We start from the raw sequence: 20,979 nt of genomic DNA, 5'->3' as shown, positions 1-20,979 counted from the left end.
CAGCAGCTTAGTACTTAGCCGCTTGGTCTGGTTTTGGTAAACTAGAGAGAATAAAGTCGCGTAAATCTTGATTAGATTGCTTTAAATCCTCATAACGTAAATACATCATATGGCCACTTCGATATCCTTTAAACGACAGTCTGTTTTTCATCAAGCCGCTGCGGTCTAACTGCCACATGGTGTACTTGGCATCAAAATAGTTGGTGGCGCCATCATAATAACCTGATTGGATCATGACATTTAGGTAGGGGTTTTGTGCCATCGCTAAACGCAAGTTTTCACCAGAATGATCATTACTTCTATCCCACGGGTGAACTGGGCCAAACATGTTGTATTTCATGTCCGTTTTGTAATTTAATTCAGTGCGAAGATAATCATTAATTGCTGGGGTAAAGCTGTGCAACCATGAGGTAAGCTCTGCGTTGTAATCAGGGCGTGCGCCGACTGTTTTTTCATCAATCCCTAAGTAGCGCGAGTCTAATCGTCCAACCGTTTGTTGGCGTTCACGCAGTAAGGTTTTCCAAAAGTAGTCGGTGTCGATATCTAGATTACTTTGCAATACTTCAGTCACACTTAAGCCTGAATAATGCGACACTTGCTTAGCAATACGTTGTTTTTCTTCATCATCAATAAAGCTTCCCTTGGCTAATGCTGGCAAGTACTGGTTGATGGTAAAGTTTTCAACCTCGGCTAATAATGGGGTTAAATCCAGTTGCTGTAGATCCTCTGCTAGCGCTTTATGATACCAGGCGGTTGCGGCAAAATAGGGCAGGCGATTAGCGGCTTTTACCGGCCCATTACGTTCAATACCTATGTCGGTAGGTGAAACTAGGATAACGCCATTTGGGTACATCCATTGGTTTTTTTGTAACTCTAGTGCTAAACCAGACACTCTTGTGGTGCCATAGCTTTCACCGATTAAATACTTAGGTGAGCGCCAACGCTCGTTTCGTGACACAAAGGTAGTGATCCATTCTGCTAAATAACTGACATCAGCATTGACACCGAAAAACATTTTCTGTTGCTCATCTTTAGAAGGCATTTTGCCTTCTGCATCTGGCAGGACGCGTGAGTAACCGGTATTAACCGGGTTAACGAATACAATATCGGCTACATCTAAAATAGAGTAATCATTACTTTTTACCCCATATGGCTGTAATGGGTAGCCTTCATTATCAACATTGAGTACGCGCGGCCCGGTATAGGCAACATGCATCCACACCGATGCTGAACCTGGACCACCGTTAAAAGAGATAACCAGGGGACGGCTGCTATTGTCTTTAATATCAGTGCGTTGGTAATAAGTATAAAATAGAGTGGCGGTAGGGTTACCTTGTTCGTCCCAAACTGGTTGGGTGCCGGTAGTCGCGCTATAGGCTATTTTTTTATCTAATATAGTCGTTTTGTGCTGAGTGATAACTGTTTGATCGATTGGTATTTGACGTTTTGCCCTGTCAGCTGTGTTACTGGTGTTACTCGGATTGTTATTCGCGCCGCTATTTTTGTTGTCGGCAGCATAACTGGTTGAAGTCGATAAACTTAATTGCATGCAAAATAGTACAGTGCAGGATGTGACCAGAAGTTTGCGCATTATAAAGTCTCATTGTTATTAATTTTTGAGGGTTAATGAGCAGATTAACATGTAAGTCGACAAACAGAGTTCAGTCTGTATCACCATTTTGTAACACTTTGTATAACAAAAAGCCGCCATCAATATAAATTGATGGCGGCTTTTTTATTCACTGCAGAGCTTGTTAACTTAACAACTATAAAGACCAAGCCAGTTAGTAGTTATGGGAGTTAATCAGCGTGAGTATGGCGTAATCAATGGGTTAATGGCTTATATCGCCACTAACCAATTATTGTCTATATTAAACGGCTACAAACTGCTGAAAATTCATCTCTACAGGTTAACAAGCGCCTAGCTTATTGTCTTGCTAAACGATTTGATTCCGGTGGATTTTCAAAGTCGCTGCGATACGGGTTTATGTCTAAACCGCCTCGGCGTGTATAGCGAGCATAAACCGTTAGTTTAGTGCAGCGACAATAATGTTTTAGATCAACAAAAATCCGCTCAATACATTGCTCATGGAACTCATTATGTTGACGGAAAGATATCAAATAACGTAACAACTTTTCACGGTCTATTTTTGGCCCTTGATAACGGATCATCACGCTACCCCAATCTGGCTGAGACGTAATTAAGCAATTAGACTTCAGCAGGTTAGAGTTTAGGGTTTCAGCAACGTTTTTTTCTTCAGAGCCACTGCCCAACAACAAGTCAGAGTTAAAGTCATAATTGTCGACTTCAATGTCCAGATCATCAATACAGGTACCTGGCAGTTCAACGATTCGTTCTAGATTAAAGTGTTTAGGCTCAATCACTTTAACAACCACATCACCCTGGGCGCAGTTTGCTAAGTCTTTTTGTAATATTTGCTCTACAGCGGTAACACTGTCGAATTTTGTTTGATTAAAGCTGTTTAAGTACAACTTGAATGACTTAGATTCGATTAAATTAACACTGTTTATATCTAGGCTGACTTCAGCGATGGCAACCATTGGCTTACCTTTGCTGTTTAGCCAAGATAATTCATAAGCTGTCCAGATATCTGTGCCATGAAAAGGTAATTCATTAGTTAATTCAATAGCGTTTCGGTTCAGTTTACGCGGGACCCCTTGCAGCAGTGATACATCATACTCAGCTTGATACTCGGTTGTTTGGCCTAACGTTAAGCCTTTGAGTGCTTCTGCATCACTATAAGGATCGTGATTGTGTGTCATCTAATCGGTTTCCATGTCAAAATATCGCTTTATTATAAACTACGAGAAGCACCAGTGTCTTGTTCAACCGCACTTGAAAATTTTATAAATAAGTATCTGCTCGCATATCAAGATGCACTGTCGGAATTACCGCGATATTACCCTATGGGTGAAGACTCTGCTTGTATTCAAGGTCAGTTCGAGCAGAACAGTGATCATGCAGTATATTTTAAACCTTTTAAACGTAAAACATCAGCAGACTTTAGTAATGTTGAGCATGCGTTAGAACTCTCACTGCATGATGATATTAATCAATATTATGGTCAATTCTATAGCGCACCATTAATGTTTACCTCTACCTGGGGTGAAGGCGAGTTACTGCAGGCGTGGAATCAACAAGATTTTGAATATCTGCAGCAAAACATGATTGGCCATTTAATGATGAAAAAAAAGCTTAAACAAGAGCCGACCTGGTTTATTGGAGTGTTAGGCGATGGCGATCAAATGCTGACAGTTGATAATGAAACCGGTGGTGTTTGGATTGAAATACCGGGTGATAGGCCTAAACAAAAGTTAGCTGATTCATTGAGTGCTTTTATTGATCAACTTTCGCCAAGAATTACGCCGCCAATTAAACCCGATACCCCGGATGATACCGAGTGGCAGCATCCGGGTATTTGGCAACGTATTAAATTGATGTGGCAATATCTGTTACGTAAAAAATAAACAGTTTATTGATGATCCCATGACAGGTTTGAGATGATGCGGCAGTCTTCACAGCGGAAGTGAAACATATCTAATAACGGCTCATCTAGTTTCCACTCAGCACGGTTGCACTTAGGGCAAGTTCGGCTTTGCTCAGCGAGTAAGCTTTCACCCCCGACGCGATACAAGTAGTAGTAGGTTGGAATTTGGGTGAGGTATTCTATTCTGCCGCATAAATCACGGCCTCGCCTGAACAGGTCGCTAGTGACTGTACTTATTTCTTCAAGTGCAGCAAATTCTGCTTTGGTTGCAGCAGCCATTTGTAACTCATCACATGCTTGCCATTCACTTTGCCATTTGATGATGCGCTTATGATCACCATTAAAGGTTGCGGGGATCTGATAAAGCGGAATTGGCAGTAAGTTATCTCCGCTTCTTAATGGCGAACACATATGTACATAACTGGTGTAAAGCAGCTGCCAACTAGCCGGTTCAGTGTTACTGACCTCTGAATTAATGTCCTGACCAATAAACTTTTCCCTTGGTGCAAGCAATTTAGCTTCAGTTAATCCATTTATCGCTGATTTGACCCAGGGGCTGTTATGGCGTTTTGCTAAGCTGGTTTTTTCTGGCAGCATCAAACGCGCTTTAAATTCGCCATCGTTAAACGCCACTGCAAATTCTCTGCCCAGTATTTGGCCGTTGGCACGTAGAGCTTCTAAATAGTGATTAATGGCTTTTTCGGCACTGGAGATAGTGGTATCAGCAAAAGGTTCAAAGCGTAATTCAATAACAAACATTATGGTGCCTTTTGTGCTAAAGGTTGTTCAGCTTGCTGCTCGAGTTGTTGTTCAAGTTGTGTGATACGCGCCATTAGTTGATTAATTTGTTGCTGCATCTTGTGTTGCTGTTCTGCCACTTCGATCAAGCTGATGTTGTTTTGCGGTTTATTTTCTGATTCTTCCGTCGGCACAAAATCAGCAATACCTTGCCATTCAGATTTAGGTATTGCTTTAAATTGCTGAAGCCCTTGAACAATTAATGGCATAGGTACTTTGCCTACACGGCCTTTAATTAAGGCAACGCTGGGAGTATGTCCATTGATGGCGATGGCTTTAGCTGCCGCGATAACGTGTTCAATTGGACTCATAAGTGGTGAAAATCCTTGTTTTTTAGTAGTGAGAAATACTACTTTATTATTATTTTGATATTAATTTATATAAAATCAATAGCATACGTTTTGGCATGAAAATAGCATTAAGGAATGTTAATTGAACTGTAAGTGTTAACTTACTCAATAGCTATTTATTCTAACAAAAAGGAAATAACATGAAATCAAAATTAATGGGCGCAGCGCTAATTACCGCTATATCTTTAGGCTTAAGTGGCTGTGTATTAAATGTGGGTGATCATGAGTCTGGAAAAAGTCACGACTATTGGGAAGTACAACAAGAAAAAAACCGCGATAGTTTAACAAAACTGTCGTTAGGAATGACCTTAGATCAAGTGCAAGTGATTATGGGCACCTCAGACTTTAGTGAGGCATTTGTGAACCAGGCAGATAAAGAACAGGTTAAAGTATTATTTTATCGTACCCAATGGGCGAAAGGCGATGGTAAAACAACCAAAGATGAATGCACACCTATTGTATTTAAAAATAGCGAGTTAGTAGGCTGGGGCGATACAGCCTACAAACAAATTTAAGTTTGCTCTAGGCTGACCGCTAATGTCTAGCTAGTATGTGTCGATCTTAGCATAACGTCCAATTGGTCTATCACCTCTGACCATTGGGCGTCTTGATTTAGTGCTTCTTTGAAGAAGGTTTTTTGGGCCAAATTCCAAAAGGGCGCATCTATCAATAATGTATGGTCATCTATTTGGTGACTAGCAATAAATGCAGTCACTTCCTTTTCCCCATAAGCTAAGCCTAGTTGCATAAATAAATGGTTCAGATCTGTTTTAGTGGTATCCATTTTAGCTCCTTTGATTTTAACCAGTATTACTGCCGTAGCCGCTAATTGCAAACCCACTGTGGTTATAATTTATTATCCAGCTTTAATTGGTGATTGTTTCAAACTTGTTAACTTGCTAAGTTAATGTTGAACGTAAAATAGTCAAGGAACAATAATGGATAACAAAACCTTGGAACAATTTAAAGCAGTGTATCTAACGGCTGAAGACTTACGTGTAGCAGCCTCTATTATTTATAACGCGTATCACGATGACCCATTCTTTTTAAAGGTATTTGGCAACCAAGATAATAGTATGTATGAACAAAAGTTACGTGCAGCTATTCGTGAAGAATTAAATGAGCTTTGGCAGCAAGAACAACCTTTAATTGGCTGGTTTGATGGTGAGCGACTCATTGGGGTGGCTTGTGTTATTACTCAGCAAATTCCGATTGGTCAATCACGCTACTGGCATTGGCGTTTGAAAATGGTGTTAGGCACTGGTTGGAAGTCTACCCAGGGATTAATGGAAAAAGAAACCTGTTTATTAACACACTTACCCTCTGATAAATGCGGAATATTGCAGTTTATTGCGCTAACACCGAATGAGCAGCGCAAGGGTAATGGGGCTAAATTAATTCAAGCTGTGTTGAGTTGGTGTGATGAACAGCCTCAACTTGATGGCATTGGCGTATTTGTTAACAACCCAGTTCATAATAAGGCGTTTAGTCACCAGGGATTTAAAAGCATAGCCAGTGTAACGATTGGTGAGGTTGAAGGTGAAATCTTATTTTATGCAAAATGAATGGTAAGCGATGATGAGTAAACAATATAAAACGTTTAAAGAGTTTTACCCATTCTATTTATCTCAGCACCAAGACTTAGTATGTAGGCGACTGCATTACCTTGGCAGCACCATTATTGTTGTTTTGCTAATCAATACTTTTATTAACCAGCAATGGTGGCAATTAGTTTGGTTGCCGGTGATTGGTTATGGTTTTGCTTGGATTGGACACTTTATGTTTGAGAAGAATCGTCCAGCTACTTTCACTTACCCTCTATATAGCTTACTTGGAGATTGGGTAATGTACGGGCAAATGTTAAAAAGAGTGTTATCAAAGTTGATTGCTAAGCTTTAAGTGCCCAGTATTTTGTAAGCCTTATCCTACAGTTGTGTAGGTGTTATTAGGTTTTGCTGTAGTACAAAATCAATCATTAATATTTATTTAAATATATATCAATACCTTACGATTTACCTTTGTTTTTTGTTGGGGATATCTTTTTAGTTGTGTTGGTGCGATGTGTTTCAATGCAGGCCGTTCGAGATACAATAGTTACATCAAGTGAATGAGGTCACTAGGTTTGCTCAGGAAGAGCAATAATATGACCTCACCATTTTGAACTTCAGGGATGAAACAAGGACACGCTCAAGGATTATGGGCATGAGCTCGGTAAATGGATAGCCGAAACAAGGATGAGTGGAAGCGTAAGCTAACACAAGGAATCAAGGATAGGATTGCAGGATGCACAGGGACGATTCAACGGATTTGAATTTTCAGCCATGGATGACTGAACAATGGATTGAACTCAACTTACATTAGTAAAGGAATGTTGAGATAAAAGGAACAGGGAGCCGCTAGGATAGCGAATCGCAAGGATGGAGCAGGGAGCACAAATTTAGCAGGATGGCTAACGACAGTGTTAAATGGGCACAACCTTTTTAGGTTGTGCCTTTTTATTGGCTGTAAGTCATTTCCCTAAGCTATTGTTGATGGCTTAACTCTACCGTCCTTGTGAGATATATCTCACAAAGCATGTAAGCCTAATAGGTTTTAATTATAATAGACTACTTACATTTTTAATTTTTGCCATTGATATTAAAAGAGTTTTTTATTTTATGTGTTTTGTGGCCTTGTTTGTTTTTTGTTGCGGATATGTTTAAGCCTATTATGGTTAAATGATTTCCACTATTATTACTGCAGCTAAGGAAAGCGCGACATTGGAAATGTGATTAGGCAGGATGCTTATACAATGGATGTGTTGTTATGGAAGACAACGAAGCTGTAACAAAGGATAAAAAACTCGTTTTATGGATAAGGCGAGATAAGTGTCTAGGATTGACACTTAACATAGTAAAACCCATCAGGATGATGTGGATAAATAAAATAGATTTCAAGGATGATTCAAGGACACGCTCAGGATGGAGCAGGCTCGGTCAAAGGATAATCGAGTAAGAAGGACAGTACGTAAGTACAAGGATTTTCAAGGATAGAACACGGATAGGTGCAGGAGCAGCATATACGCATGGATGGTGCAGGGAGCAACCAAAATAGCGGGATAGCTTAACAAGAGATCAGAAGGCCGTGACTTTATGTCGCGGCCTTTCTTTTTGTGCAGATAAAAGCCTGCTATCAATGTCATGGGTATAGCCCACTATAGCTGTCTAGGTGTTGACCTGTGCTTTTAAGTGATTTGATACTTTAAAGCTCGGCTGATTAAAGCCTGCAATTTCTATCTTTTCACCGGTTTGGGGATTACGCCCATTTTTAGGTAGATAAAACCGTAATTCAAATGTCCCAAACTGCGGAATATACACCTTTTCCCCTTCACAGAGTGCCTGGTGAATTGTTGCGAGAATTTGTTCTAACTGAGTTTTGCACTGTGTTTGTGGAATATCGAGTTGTTGCGACATTTTACAAATTAGCTGTTTTTTATTCATAGAAAAAGCGTATTTAATTGAGTGATTGGCATTGTTAGGGCTTTATAGCAATTATATAGCTTGAGTCCCAATTAACTCTTGTTTATTTAACTTATGCGGTTAATTTTAAAGCGTTTTTTAACAAGCTGTTATCTTGCCTGTTATAATTGTTAACTAACAGTCTATTGAATAATAGACTGCATTATACTGCTTTAGGGTAGTGAGCTTGATTGCTGTTTTGCATTACATTTAAAGCAAACAAGGCTACACATTGAAGCATACAAGATTTAAATTTAATTAACCTTGTTGCTTTGTCTGTGTGTGTGTTAACATTCGCGCGCTTTATTTTGAGTCGTCGTTGGTCGAGAACGGTGACGTCCTTTATTTTAATTATTAAGTGAGTATTAACATGTCTTACACTATTAACGCCCAAATCCGCACTGAAGTCGGGAAAGGTTCGAGCCGCCGCCTACGTCACGCTGATATGGTACCTGCTGTAATTTATGGTCCTGGTAAAGAGCCTATTTCAATTAAGTTCTTACACAAAGACATCATCAACATTCAAGAAAACAAAGATTTCTATGATGGTTTAACTATCGCCGTTGACGGTAAAGAAATCAAAGTTGTTCCAAAAGCAATGCAACGTCATGCTTTTAGACACCTAATTGAACATGTTGACTTCATATTTGCTTAATCGCATCTATGTGAAAAAAGCGCCTTAAGGCGCTTTTTTTGTACTTGTAATTTACTTTTTATCCCGCAAGGCAAGCTGTTCTTATGCCAATATCACTTCAAGGGGTCAATATCACTTCAAGGCATATTGATGTAGAGATAGTTTACTAATCAAAGTCGTAGTTATAATAAATATCTAATGATTGGCTAATCGTCCCTGATACGGTTTCAAGGTAAAGTTGTGATAATAGGTAATATCTTACCGTCATTTCATAGCCTGGATTAAATACGCCAATTCCATATTTAATCATTAAGTCTTCACCAATGAATCCACTGATAGCCATTCTGCCATCATCATTTGCATCTAACTGTACGTTCGAAAACCCAAACTTTTCTATAACACCTCTGGCTGTTGATCCAATGTTATTTATCGCACCACCATCAACCTGTGAGCCTAGGCTTAACGCCGCGCCCATCATTAATGAGTTGCTTTGTTGATCGTTAGTACTGCTAAATCCTTTGCCCGTTAAGATGTAGGAAAGAACCTCTGCTTGCTCTTTTGCTGGATTGGAGAATACCGTAACCGTTGGACGCATAGGCGTGCCAGTTACTCGCACTCCAGCGGTTAAGTCCTCTTCTTTGATTTCTTTAATCGCTTCAATATTTAAGTTGGGCACTTCTATTGGCCCAACAAACTGCACTTCACCGGCATTAATTTTAAGAGTTTGGCCCATAAATTTGTAGTTACCATTGGTGACTCTAATATCACCAAATAATAGTGGTGGCTTAAATGCTTGTTGTTGAAGCCTTAGACTACCGGCTAATTTTCCGGTTAATCCCATACCATCAATGGATAATTCATTACCAACATTGATATTGATGTCAGCTAAAATGGCATAAGGGCTGGTCTTAACTTCTAATTCAGATATTGAGTCATTAAATATCACATCATTTGATACGGCGACTCCGCCCTCAGAAAGCTGCATTATTTTAATTTGACCAGAAGGAATATCTAATGCGCCTTTAACTGAAACTTGCTGCATATCAAATTGAATATTAAGGTCTGGCGATACATTTAAAATAGCAATTGGCGGCTGAATAACCGCAAGATTATCCCCTTTAAAGCTTATGTCTCCGGACACTTGTCCATTAGGCCAATAGAGCGAGCCATTAACTAAGGCTTGTCCATCACCAATATGAAGTTGACCATCCAATGCTGCCTGTTGACCATTAAGTTGCAAGCCAAGGTATATTTTTTCCAGCAAGGTTGGGTTAGATGAAAGCGCAAAAGCACCTTCTGCTAGTTTTATGTTGCCTGTTAATTCAGGGGTGCCTAAATTGCCTGCTAATGTAATTCGGCTAGATAAGTCACCTTGAAGTGTTTGGATTCTTGGGAAAAACTCTCCAAAGGGTTCAAGGTTGAGTGAATTTATGTGAATAAATCCATCTAAACTTTTATCTGGGGTCACATTGACATTGATTTCAGCTTGTAAGCTGGCGATGCCCTCTGAATCAGCACTGATTGTGGTACGCAATTGCTTCTCATCTAAATTAGCTGTAAGCAATAGCTGTTGATAATCAATACTGACGATGTTGTTAGTATTACGAATTAACTTAATATTACCCGGTAAAAGGGTGAAATTGACCGATGCTGTCGGCTTATGTTTAGGTTGCCAATTAATTTGACTGGTTAATGCTGCATTACCGTTCCAATCAATATTTTTTGACATTATTGGAGCAAAAAGTTGACCTGGGTTACCACTGAAATTTATCTCAGCCTGGCCTGTAGGCCCGAGGGTGACATTGTTGGTGAGGCAAAATTTATTACTGGGGTGGCTGATACAAAAAGCGTTTATGTTGCCTCGATTTTTAAGTTGATCCCATGCTACAGAAAGAGGCGCATCTAATTGCCAGCTCCCCAGTATATTGTCAATATTCAACTGGTTAAGTTGTGCGCTTATCGTTTGCTTTATAAGATCAGTTTGGCTGATTAATTCACTTTTAATGCTGGTATCACCGCTGGCATTAATTGAACTTATTTGTTGGCTCTCATCGCCCTTGCTGTCGAGTTGCAAACTAGTGAGTTTATAACCCTTATAATAAATATTCTGACTGCTTAGTAATAACGAATACTCATGCTTGTCAAATGGCAGGTAATGCGCTTTTAAGCCCAGATTATCTAATTTTGCACCCATGTAGCTTGTGTTTTGCATTTCGGCGCTGAGATCGACATTAGGATGGCTATTTTCACCTGTTACATCCACTTTGGCATGTAAATTACCTCTGGCACCCGCTAGCCATTGGCTTAGATCGGGTACGTTGAGCTCTAGGTCGATATCCCACATGTCATCAACTTGACCATTAACGAATAAGTCAGCACCTAAAGCGGTAGCATGCAGGTTGTTAGCATTAACCGCAAAATCTTGATCAACGATAACTTGTCCTTCGAGCGTCAAAGGGTAGCCATTCATACGTCCTTGTAGGCTCGCGTCATCGATACCTATGTTCCATTTTTTATTAGCAATGTTGCCATGGGTGTTGAACTGACCGCTAATTTTACTGCGCATTGGCAAATGTTGATTTAACCATTGAATTTGCTGTAGCCGAAAATCTTGCATGCTGACATTCACTTGCCACGAAATGTTGTCCGCTAAGTTTATGTCGCCAGCAATATTAAAATTACCTGCTTCGGATGCTATATCAAGGTTGTTGAATGTTAGGGTTTGTTGCTGGTAAGCGAATGTGGAATCTAAGCTTAGCTCTGGTTGATAAGGGCTGATAAATGTCCCTGATAATTGCCCTTTAATGGTGTCGATTGACCCTTTAGCATTCAGGTTTTTGATATCAGCAATGTATAACTCATTTTCTAATGGCCAGATAAGTTTGCTGTCGGTTAATTTTACATCAAATGGCACCGTGGGGAGAGTTAAATCGATCACACCTTGCAAATTGACTCGGGTATTGCCAGCGACTTTTAACTCAATACCTAAGTTACTTAGGTTATCTGTCATTTCAAGGTTTAGCGTTTGATCATGTAAATGCGGTATTTCAGTAATATTATCTATTTGTGCTTTGACCTTGATATCCATCGGATAATGGTCAACTAAATGAATATCACCGATTAAATCAATATTGCCATAGGTATGATTGACAAGTAGCTGGCTGATACTGACGTTGTAGCCAATATAATTACCCGAAAGGTTAATGAGCTCGAATACGTCTTTTCTATCACCTAGCTGGAGCATGCTATCAACTGAGGTTAATTGTTTTACAAATAATCGAAACGGAAGATAAACCGCAGGTAATTGAGCTAATGGCCATTGTTTGTTGGCATCAGTTACTACTTGAACATCATTGATTCCGTCACTTTGCGGAATAATCACTTCTAGTCCAACGCTGCTTAGGTGCTCGACCTTTAAGCCTGTTTCATTCCAAATTGCCTGGGCCTTGAGTCGCGCGGCATTATAATGCATGTCGTTTACAGTGATATTCACGTTGGTTAATTCAGCGTGATTGAGGCTAATGTCAAATGGCAGTTGCAGTAACGCAAGTTCTTCTAATGAAGCATCATCAACACTGGCATTTTCATTTACTTTAGCGGTATTGCTAAACTGGTCAGTTTGAATGTTGACCTTAACAGTAGATGCTTCTAGGTTATTGACACAAAGCTGTTTGTTGATAAAACAGCGTGGTAACCAGTCCAGAGTCAGGCCTTCAATTTCAACACTCATTCCGTCCATCGACCAAGATGCATAGTGTAACTTTAGATCACTATTAATGGCGCCTGATTGATAATCTAAGGTTAAATTAGGCACTAACTGGCTGGCGACAATAATGCCTATTTTACTGCCAAAGGAGGTGCCAAGCACTAATGCAGCAACAACAAGTAGAACAAGTGGAATATAAATTAATAATCGGGTGTAGAACTTAAAGGTTCGCCATAGCTGTTTAAGCAGACCTATGGCTACAGAGTCTTTGGGCTTTAAGTTTTCAGCTTTGTTTTGTTCTACACCATGTTGAGATTGTTGAGATTGTTGAGATGTGGCACTGTCTGAAACGGCATTCTCACCTTGTTGCTTAGCCGTTAGTGGGGTAGCAGTCGTTGAACTCTTGTTATTAGGCGTGTTCATTATAACTCAGTCCCCATGGTTAAATGGAAACGGAACGAGCGATCAACGGTTTCAGTTTCTTTTAAGCCAAAACCAAGATCGAACTTAATTGGGCCGATAGGGGAAATCCAATGAACACCACCACCGACCGAGACCACAGATTCAAATTGGTCAGTGTCAAATGCATTACCGCCATCAATAAATGTCGCTAGTCGCCACGTTGGGGTTAAGTAATACTGATACTCTAGACTGCCGACGAGTAGGTAACGACCACCGACAACTTGCCGTGAGATACCACCTTCGGTATTAGTATAATCAATATATGGGCCTAACTCTTGATATCGATAGCCACGTATCGATTGATCACCACCGGCAAAATATCTCAGTGAAGGTGAAATAAAGGGAATATCTTCTTTATCCGCGATATTAGCGCCTATGTCTAACCGGGCGACAAATCGATGTTTGTCATAAAAGGTATCTATCCATTTCAGTTTTGCCTGCAAACGCGCTAATTGAATGGCCGAGCCTAAATTGGGATCGGCATACTCAACACTGTAGGTTTGGCGAAAACCCGATTTAGGATCGAGGGTGTTATCGCCGCGAACTGTATTTGACATGGTTAAACCAAATAAATAAAAATTTGGCATATAGTCAGTATCTAGCTGATTATAAAACTCCTTAACGGCTTCAAAAGAGTAACCTAATAACCAGTTGCTTTCGGTGCGACGCTGTCTAATAAAGCCTATTTGGTATTTTTCGGACTCTAATTGGCCAGTATTGACGAACTTTCTATCATCGGCACTGTATTCCTGGGTGACGCCATATTTGTCGCGTAATAATCCAACTCTTATTTTTAGTTGGTCATCTAATGGATGTGTCAGGGGAATGGTATAGGTCGTTAACAGCTTAGGTCTGTCTGGTGCCCATTCAGCAGTGGTTTCTTGTTTATGACCAAAACGGTTAACCTGCGGTGTACGCAAGGTGAGCCGAATACGAGGCTCAACCCCGTTATCACTACTATTACCAATATCTACACCCGCGCCTATTTCTAGCGAATGACTTGCCCGCGGGGTCAGTTCAACAAGTACGGGGACATTACCGTCTTTTATTTGGTCAATTTGTGGCAACACTTTAATATTGCTGAAGTAACCTGTATCGATTAGATTTCGGTTTAAGGTACCTAAGTCAGACGTGGCGTAAGGGGTATCAAGTTTAAACGGCACTAGTGCTTGTACTATGTTGTCGTTAAGAGTATGACCTTCAAAGGTTACGTCGCCTAAATGGTAACGTTGTCCTGATTGGAAATGAAGATTGATTTGGGCGGTATTTTTATCTCGATTGATGACAATCTCAGAACGGGTAATTTTACCATCGAAATAACCGCGTGCTAACGCTAAAGTGACCAGTTGCGATTTTATGTCTTCGTAAACACCGTGATGTAATGAATCTCCAGGTTTAATGGTTAGCCCATCAAGCCAGCGCATAAAAGTACGATCCTCTAACATTTCATCATCAAAGCCGATATCAATCCACTGAAGGATTACAGGTTCTCCTGGCTCAACTTTAATGTTGAGTTGCCAAGGGCCGGTTTCAGTTTCAACTACATTGACTTCAATTTGAGCACGATAAAAGCCCATGGATTCTAAGGCCTCGGTGGTATTGTCTTCCACACCGAATAAATATGCCCGACGCTGTATTTCATTTTGAGGGTTTTGCCCCAAGTGGGAGATAATATTTTTCTTAAGTGAGCTTTTAACGCCCGAAATCGACACGGTTAACCAATCATCTGCCGCCATGATGCTGTTGCTGTAAAATACAGCAAGTGTAATGATGAGAAAAAGGCTTAATTTTAGATATTTAATTAACAATATTAAGGTACTTACCGATTTAGGCGCATATTGTGTATATTGTCGCTAGAAAGCGCTAAAGTCGCAAGGCAAACTATGGGTAGAATTAATCCTGAAGGAACGAAATATAATGAAAAATAAACTTTTTAACCGTTTAAGTGTGGGGATGAGCTTAATGCCATTACTAATTGGCTTAAGTTTTAATCTACAGGCGGATGATAATAAACCTTTTGCAATAGCAATTCATGGCGGCGCAGGGACCATTAATGAAGCCGATTTAAGTGAAGTACAACAGCAAGCCTACCGCGATAAATTACAACAGGCTATTGATGCTGGGCATCAAATTTTGACTCAAGGTGGCGACAGTCTTGATGCTGTGCAAGCAGCAATAAACGTATTAGAGGACAGCCCATTATTTAACGCTGGTGTTGGCGCGGTATATACCTTTGATGGTAAACACGAGTTAGATGCGTCTGTTATGGATGGGCGGAATATGGCAGCCGGTGCAGTTGCTGGAGTGAGTCACATTAAAAACCCGATTAACTTAGCGCGTGCTGTGATGGAGAAATCTCCCCATGTGATGTTATATGGTCAAGGTGCAGAAGAGTTTGCCATATCACAGGGAATGGACTTTGTACCAAACCAACATTTTGATACCCCGCATAGATATAATCAATTACTTGATGCAAAGAAGAAAATCATAGAATCAGAATTGCAAGACAATGATTATCAAGCGTCGGTTAATAAATTAGACGACAACTATAAGTTTGGTACCGTTGGTGCAGTTGCCTTAGATAAACAGGGTAATTTATCCGCAGGAACCTCAACAGGTGGTATGACGGCAAAAAGGTTTGGCCGCATAGGTGATGCGCCTGTTATTGGCGCAGGGAATTATGCTGAAAATGGTACTTGTGCTATTTCTGCGACAGGACATGGTGAGTTTTTTATTCGTTATAATGTGGCTGCCGATATTTGCGCGCGGGTTAAATATCAGCAAAAATCAATTATACAAGCAGCGGATGAAGTGATTAACCAAAGACTAGTAGAAGCCGGCGGGACTGGTGGTGTGATTGCCATTGATGGCAAAGGTAATATCGCTACACCGTTTAATACTTCGGGCATGTATCGTGCCACTAAGGTGGGTAATGAGCCTGCTAATATTATGATTTGGAGAGATAAATAAGCATAGGTTCTGAGTGGTTTTCATCTGTGAATGAGTTTTTACTTTGAAAACCAATCAATCGATTATATCGATTAAAATGATTAGATTTATTTTAATGCTCTTTAATAATTTTTGACTAAACTTAATTATGAAGTTGAGCCTTATTTGCCAAGCTTATTTATTGTTAGCTTAGGTTGGAATATTAACAGGCAGTCAAACATCATTATGGGGATATTAAATGGATTCAATTAAAATTATCGATTATATGGACAAGCGTCCTGTGTTGCTTAAAGCAGATATGTCAATTGCGGTTGCTGTTGAAAAGTTAATTACCAGTAACAGACCCGGCGCACCAGTAGTGGGTGAATCTGGCGAGTTAGTCGGTTTTTTATCTCAACAAGACTGCCTTGCCGTGATGTTAAAAAGCAGTTATCACTGTGATTTAACTAGCATGGTAACAGATTGCATGAAAACCGATGTACTGAGTGTCGGTCCACAGGACAGTATGCTGCATTTAGCTGAACAAATGACAGGCGCAAAACCCAAAATTTATCCTGTGGTAGAACATGGCAAAGTGATAGGTGCGATAACTCGTCAAGATGTATTAAAAGCGATGAACATCTACATGCAACAATGTTATTTATCACCAGCCTAGGGCTAAATTATTTTTAAAGTCATATATGCTTAAAAAGGCACCAAACTAACGCGTTAAAACATACCAATGTGTCAGCTTCCTTGCTAGGATCGATATTTTCGATTTCGATGCTAGCTAAGGAAACAAATTTGAACGCGGATCTTAAGCCACTCTCCAAAGCATTTTTACAGCGTTGTGTGCAAACTGACGCGGCCTACATTCGTCGTCGTTTGTTTCGGCTCAATAAACAAACATCGCCAGATCCTACAAATATTGCTGCTAGAGAAAAAGCGATTGCAGAGTTAGAAGCAAGAGCTATCGCATCGGTTGAAAAAGTACAGCTGCGTCTGCAAAATCGGCCTAAAATAAACTATCCTGATGACTTACCCATTTCGCAAAAGCGTGATGAAATTGCCACTGCAATAGCCACCAATCAAGTGGTGATTGTTGCAGGTGAAACTGGCTCGGGTAAAACCACCCAGTTGCCTAAAATTTGCCTTGATCTTGGTTTAGGTTGCCGTGGCATTATTGGTCACACCCAACCACGTCGTTTGGCGGCCCGCAGTGTTGCCAGCCGTATAGCGGATGAATTGAATAGTCCATTAGGCGACGTTGTTGGATTTAAGGTGCGTTTTGCCGATGCTATCAGCGAAAATAGCTATATCAAGTTAATGACCGACGGTATTTTATTGGCAGAATTAACCTCAGATAAATACCTAAATCAATATGACGCGATTATTATTGATGAAGCGCATGAGCGCAGTTTGAATATCGATTTTATTTTAGGTTACTTGAAGCAAGTGCTTAAAAAACGTCCTGAACTAAAAGTCATTATTACTTCAGCAACCATTGATGTTGAGCGTTTCTCTCAGCATTTTGATAATGCGCCCGTTATCCAAGTATCAGGCCGTACTTATCCGGTTGACACTCGTTACCGGCCTTTGGTGCAAGATGATGATGCAGATCGTGATGTGACCGATGGTATTTTTGCTGCCGTAGATGAGCTGATTGCCGAAGGCCCCGGTGACATTCTGATATTTATGAATGGCGAGCGGGAAATTCGTGACACCACAGATATGCTGCGTAAACAAAATTATCGTGATACCGAAATTTTGCCGTTATACGCGCGTCTTTCCTATGGTGAGCAGTCTAAAATATTTAAAAGTCACATAGGCCGCCGCATTGTATTAGCGACTAACGTGGCAGAAACCTCATTAACTGTGCCCGGTATTCGTTATGTTATCGACCCCGGTACGGCGCGAATGAGTCGTTATAGTTATCGCACCAAAGTGCAGCGCTTACCGATTGAGCCTATTTCTCAAGCTAGTGCCAATCAACGTCAAGGGCGTTGTGGTCGTGTTGGCCCAGGTATTTGTATTCGTCTGTATGATGAAACTGATTTTATTCAACGTCCTGAATTTACCGACCCTGAGATTCTGCGCACCAATTTAGCCTCGGTTATTTTACAAATGCTGGCCATAGGTTTAGGTGATATAGCTGGTTTCCCGTTTATTCAGCCACCAGAGCAAAAGCATATTCGCGATGGTTTTTTACTACTTGAAGAGCTGCAAGCGGTTAAAAAGCAAAAAGGCGATTTGGTGTTAACCCCGCTTGGGCGAAACTTAGCTAAAATTCCGCTAGATCCACGATTAGCCCGCATGGTGTTTGAAGCTAATCAACAGGGCTGCTTACATGAAACATTAGTGATCACCGCAGGATTATCGATTCAAGATCCCCGTGAGCGTCCCATTGATAAAAAACAAGCCGCTAACGAGTACCATAATCGCTTTGCCGATAAAGACTCTGACTTTAGTAGCTGGATTAAATTATGGGATCACATCAAGGATCAGAAACGCGAATTATCCGCTAGCCAATTTAGAAAACAGTGCCGTGATGAATACTTAGCCTATTTGCGAGTGCGCGAGTGGCAAGACTTATACACTCAGCTCAAACAAGCGGTTCACGAATTAAAATGGCGCTTAAATGACACTCCGGCTAGCTATGATAATTTGCATAAAGCTTTGCTAGCAGGGCTGTTAAGTCATATTGGTTTTAAAGATGTTAATAATGAATATCTAGGTGCCCGCAACCGTAAGTTTTTTGTGTTTCCGGGGTCACCTTTAGCTAAAAAAGGCCCTAAGTGGATTATGGCGGCCGAGTTAACCGAGACATCACGATTATTTGCCCGTTGCTGCGCCAAAATACAGCCTGAATGGTTAGAGCCACTTGCAGCTCATTTGATTAAAATCAACCATGTTGAGCCACATTTTGAAGCCAAAGCTGGCAGCGTCGTCGCACTAGAGAATCAAGTACTTTATGGCTTAACTATCGTCAATAGACGTCGTGTGCAGTATGGTCCTATCGATGCTATTGAAGCGCGTGAGATATTTATTCGCAGCGCGCTAGCAGAAGGGCAGTTGCAAACCAAAGAAGCTTTTTTTATTAACAATCAAAAACTGCTCGATGACATCGAAAGCCTAGAACATAAATCTCGGCGCCGGGATATTTTAGTGGATGAAGATGTGCTGGTGGACTTTTATGAGCCACGAATACCTGAAGGTATTTATAATGCGCCGCTATTTTTCAAGTGGTGGAAGCAAGCACGTGTAGCACAGCCACAATTATTAGACTTTAACGCTGATTTATTAATGCAGCGCAGTGTTGAGCATATTTCAGCGTTAGATTTTCCTGAGGTTTGGCATAAAGGCAATCTAGCCCTTAAAGTCAGTTATCATTTTGAACCGGCTAATGCCGATGATGGCGTATCAGTTCACATACCCGTGGCGTTATTGAATCAAATAGATGAGCAAGATTTTGATTGGTTAGTAGCAGGGCTTCGTGAAGAAAAAGTGATTGGCTTAATTAGGTCTTTGCCTAAAACATTACGCCGTAATTTTGTGCCCGCACCTGATTATGCCAGGGCATGTGTGCAAGCCATGACACCGTTTGAATTGCCTTTAATCGACAGCTTATGTAAGCAGTTACTCCGCATGAGCGGGACACGCATTACGGCAGATGATTTTGACTTTAACCAATTAACAGCCCATTTATTAATTAACTTTAAAATTGAAGATGATAAAGGTGAATTAATTGCCCAGGGCCGACAAATCGAGCCGTTAAAAGAGCAATTGCAAGGTGTCGTCTCCAAAGCTATTCGCCAGGTGGCTGATAAAGGTATTGAACAAGACAGTTTAACTAGCTGGTCATTTGGCCATTTGCCGGAGCAATATCAGCAGCGTAAAGGCAACTATGAGGTTAAAGCATTTCCTGCGTTAATTGATAATAAAACTGACGTGTCGATTAAACTTTTTGATGATGAGTTAGAAGCGGCCACGCAGCACAGATTAGGCATTAGACGGTTATTGTTGATCAATATTCCTTCACCGGTAAAGCATTTACAAAAATCCTTGCCTAACAAAGCTAAGCTGGCAATGTACTTTAATCCATTTGGCCAAGTGCAATTACTGATAGACGATATTATTCAGGCATCTGTGCAGCAATTACTGGATGAAAAAAACCTTGATGTGCGCAACGAACAACAATTTGAGCAAGCTAAAGACTGGGTCAGGCAAGAACTCAACAGCACCGCTGAAAAAATTGCCTTAAAAGTCGAAAAAGTACTAACAATTTATCAGCAAATTAAAAAACGCTTAAAAGGTAAAATCAGTTTAGATATTGCCTTTGCTATGAGTGATATTCAAACCCAGCTTGATAAATTGGTTTATAGAGGATTTGTGCAAGAATGTGGTTGGGATAAACTGACTGATGTGGCTCGTTACTTATCCGCTATTGAAACTCGATTAGATAAGTTACCTGTTGACCCTAGTAGAGACCGAATACACATGCACAGTATCAGTAAGGTTGAAGGATTGCTGGCAGCGCAATTAGCGAAAGTCCCGCGACTGCAAGCAGTGCCAGAGGCATTACATGAAGCACGTTGGATGATTGAAGAATACCGGGTGTCGTGTTTTGCTCAAATACTTGGCACAGCGTATCCAATTTCTGAAAAACGAATTTTAAATCACATCAGCCAAGTTTAAAGCGTGTTTTAATTCAATAGGATCTACACAGATAAAAACCTCAATTTATTGTATAAGTTGAGGTTTTTTTATGGGGATAACTGTAAACGATAGAAGCTAATATTTACCGCAGTAAACGTTCTGACATCAAGCTTTGACCATAGTGTTCAATAACTTCACCAACAGAATGTTGATCGAGTTGGCGCAGGGTTGAAATTTCATTAATCAGCAGATCTTGGACATCAACAGGGATACTCATATGTTCCATAAACATATGCATACCCAGATTATCACTTTGCCTAAAGAGAGCCACTAACTGGCTTGCTTCATATTCAACAAGTGCATTCATATATATTCCCTACAAACAGGTTGGGGTAATTCAAATATAGTGTAAAAGTACGCGGTTTGTTATAACCATTAA

At 40.4% G+C, this 20,979-nt stretch carries 17 protein-coding genes; 8 read left to right on the top strand and 9 right to left on the bottom strand.

All coding sequences use genetic code 11. The annotated features are described in order from the left end of the window. Positions 1–7: 7 nt before the first annotated feature. Together ACRWP9_RS14025 and queF are read right to left on the bottom strand one after the other, a co-directional pair. Positions 8–1,591, bottom strand: a complete 1,584-nt coding sequence (locus ACRWP9_RS14025; protein WP_434926517.1) for a S10 family peptidase — start codon at positions 1,589–1,591, stop codon at positions 8–10. A 335-nt stretch (positions 1,592–1,926) separates the two neighbouring features. Continuing rightward, positions 1,927–2,784: an NADPH-dependent 7-cyano-7-deazaguanine reductase QueF gene (queF, locus tag ACRWP9_RS14020; protein WP_434926516.1), complete on the bottom strand. Its 858-nt coding sequence runs from the start codon at positions 2,782–2,784 to the stop codon at positions 1,927–1,929. 54 nt (positions 2,785–2,838) lie between these two features. On the opposite strand from queF, the gene syd reads away from it, so the two are divergent. Beyond that, positions 2,839–3,489, top strand: a complete 651-nt coding sequence (gene syd, locus ACRWP9_RS14015; RefSeq protein ID WP_434929081.1) for a SecY-interacting protein — start codon at positions 2,839–2,841, stop codon at positions 3,487–3,489. Positions 3,490–3,494: 5 nt separating this feature from the next. On the opposite strand, the gene ACRWP9_RS14010 is transcribed toward syd, so the two are convergent. Both ACRWP9_RS14010 and ACRWP9_RS14005 read right to left on the bottom strand, forming a co-directional pair. Continuing rightward, complete coding sequence (locus tag ACRWP9_RS14010; RefSeq protein WP_434926515.1) at positions 3,495–4,268, bottom strand: Zn-ribbon-containing protein; 774 nt, start codon at positions 4,266–4,268, stop codon at positions 3,495–3,497. Beyond that, on the bottom strand, positions 4,268–4,618 hold the full coding sequence (locus tag ACRWP9_RS14005; RefSeq protein ID WP_434926514.1) for a hypothetical protein: 351 nt from the start codon (positions 4,616–4,618) through the stop codon (positions 4,268–4,270). The genes ACRWP9_RS14010 and ACRWP9_RS14005 overlap by 1 nt, the downstream gene beginning before the upstream one ends. A 179-nt stretch (positions 4,619–4,797) precedes the next feature. On the opposite strand from ACRWP9_RS14005, the gene ACRWP9_RS14000 reads away from it, so the two are divergent. Further along, complete coding sequence (locus ACRWP9_RS14000; protein WP_226414874.1) at positions 4,798–5,172, top strand: DUF3192 domain-containing protein; 375 nt, start codon at positions 4,798–4,800, stop codon at positions 5,170–5,172. Positions 5,173–5,198: 26 nt separating this feature from the next. Here the strand turns inward: ACRWP9_RS14000 and ACRWP9_RS13995 are convergent, their stop codons facing one another. After that, a complete protein-coding gene (locus ACRWP9_RS13995) occupies positions 5,199–5,441 on the bottom strand; it encodes a DUF2789 domain-containing protein (protein WP_434926513.1) in 243 nt (80 codons plus the stop codon). 154 nt (positions 5,442–5,595) lie between these two features. On the opposite strand from ACRWP9_RS13995, the gene ACRWP9_RS13990 reads away from it, so the two are divergent. Next, on the top strand, positions 5,596–6,222 hold the full coding sequence (locus ACRWP9_RS13990) for a GNAT family N-acetyltransferase (protein ID WP_434926512.1): 627 nt from the start codon (positions 5,596–5,598) through the stop codon (positions 6,220–6,222). 13 nt (positions 6,223–6,235) lie between these two features. Then, a complete protein-coding gene (locus tag ACRWP9_RS13985) occupies positions 6,236–6,556 on the top strand; it encodes an Mpo1-like protein (protein WP_434926511.1) in 321 nt (106 codons plus the stop codon). Positions 6,557–7,860: 1,304 nt separating this feature from the next. On the opposite strand, the gene ACRWP9_RS13980 is transcribed toward ACRWP9_RS13985, so the two are convergent. Beyond that, positions 7,861–8,136: an HU family DNA-binding protein gene (locus ACRWP9_RS13980; RefSeq protein ID WP_434926510.1), complete on the bottom strand. Its 276-nt coding sequence runs from the start codon at positions 8,134–8,136 to the stop codon at positions 7,861–7,863. 388 nt (positions 8,137–8,524) lie between these two features. On the opposite strand from ACRWP9_RS13980, the gene rplY reads away from it, so the two are divergent. Beyond that, on the top strand, positions 8,525–8,809 hold the full coding sequence (gene rplY, locus ACRWP9_RS13975) for a 50S ribosomal protein L25 (protein ID WP_434926509.1): 285 nt from the start codon (positions 8,525–8,527) through the stop codon (positions 8,807–8,809). 145 nt (positions 8,810–8,954) lie between these two features. Here rplY and tamB read toward each other — a convergent pair whose 3' ends face one another. Beyond that, positions 8,955–12,917: an autotransporter assembly complex protein TamB gene (gene tamB / locus ACRWP9_RS13970; RefSeq protein WP_434926508.1), complete on the bottom strand. Its 3,963-nt coding sequence runs from the start codon at positions 12,915–12,917 to the stop codon at positions 8,955–8,957. Beyond that, a complete protein-coding gene (locus tag ACRWP9_RS13965) occupies positions 12,917–14,692 on the bottom strand; it encodes an autotransporter assembly complex protein TamA (protein ID WP_434926507.1) in 1,776 nt (591 codons plus the stop codon). Before ACRWP9_RS13965 ends, tamB begins: the two co-directional genes overlap by 1 nt. A gap of 217 nt (positions 14,693–14,909) precedes the next feature. Here ACRWP9_RS13965 and ACRWP9_RS13960 point away from each other — a divergent pair, with 217 nt between their 5' ends. From ACRWP9_RS13960 to hrpA, 3 genes are all read left to right on the top strand, one after another. Next, a complete protein-coding gene (locus ACRWP9_RS13960; protein ID WP_434929079.1) occupies positions 14,910–15,926 on the top strand; it encodes an isoaspartyl peptidase/L-asparaginase family protein in 1,017 nt (338 codons plus the stop codon). Positions 15,927–16,143: 217 nt separating this feature from the next. Continuing rightward, a complete protein-coding gene (locus ACRWP9_RS13955; protein WP_434926506.1) occupies positions 16,144–16,560 on the top strand; it encodes a CBS domain-containing protein in 417 nt (138 codons plus the stop codon). Positions 16,561–16,667: 107 nt separating this feature from the next. Next, complete coding sequence (gene hrpA / locus ACRWP9_RS13950; protein WP_434926505.1) at positions 16,668–20,579, top strand: ATP-dependent RNA helicase HrpA; 3,912 nt, start codon at positions 16,668–16,670, stop codon at positions 20,577–20,579. A gap of 103 nt (positions 20,580–20,682) precedes the next feature. Here hrpA and ACRWP9_RS13945 read toward each other — a convergent pair whose 3' ends face one another. Then, positions 20,683–20,907, bottom strand: coding sequence for a hypothetical protein (locus tag ACRWP9_RS13945; protein WP_226414899.1), 225 nt, complete (start codon positions 20,905–20,907; stop codon positions 20,683–20,685). Positions 20,908–20,979: the final 72 nt, after the last annotated feature.

This window comes from Shewanella sp. HL-SH2 (assembly GCF_051164935.1).
Classification (GTDB): Bacteria; Pseudomonadota; Gammaproteobacteria; order Enterobacterales; family Shewanellaceae; genus Shewanella; species Shewanella glacialimarina.
This window is presented reverse-complemented; position numbering and strand designations above follow the sequence as displayed.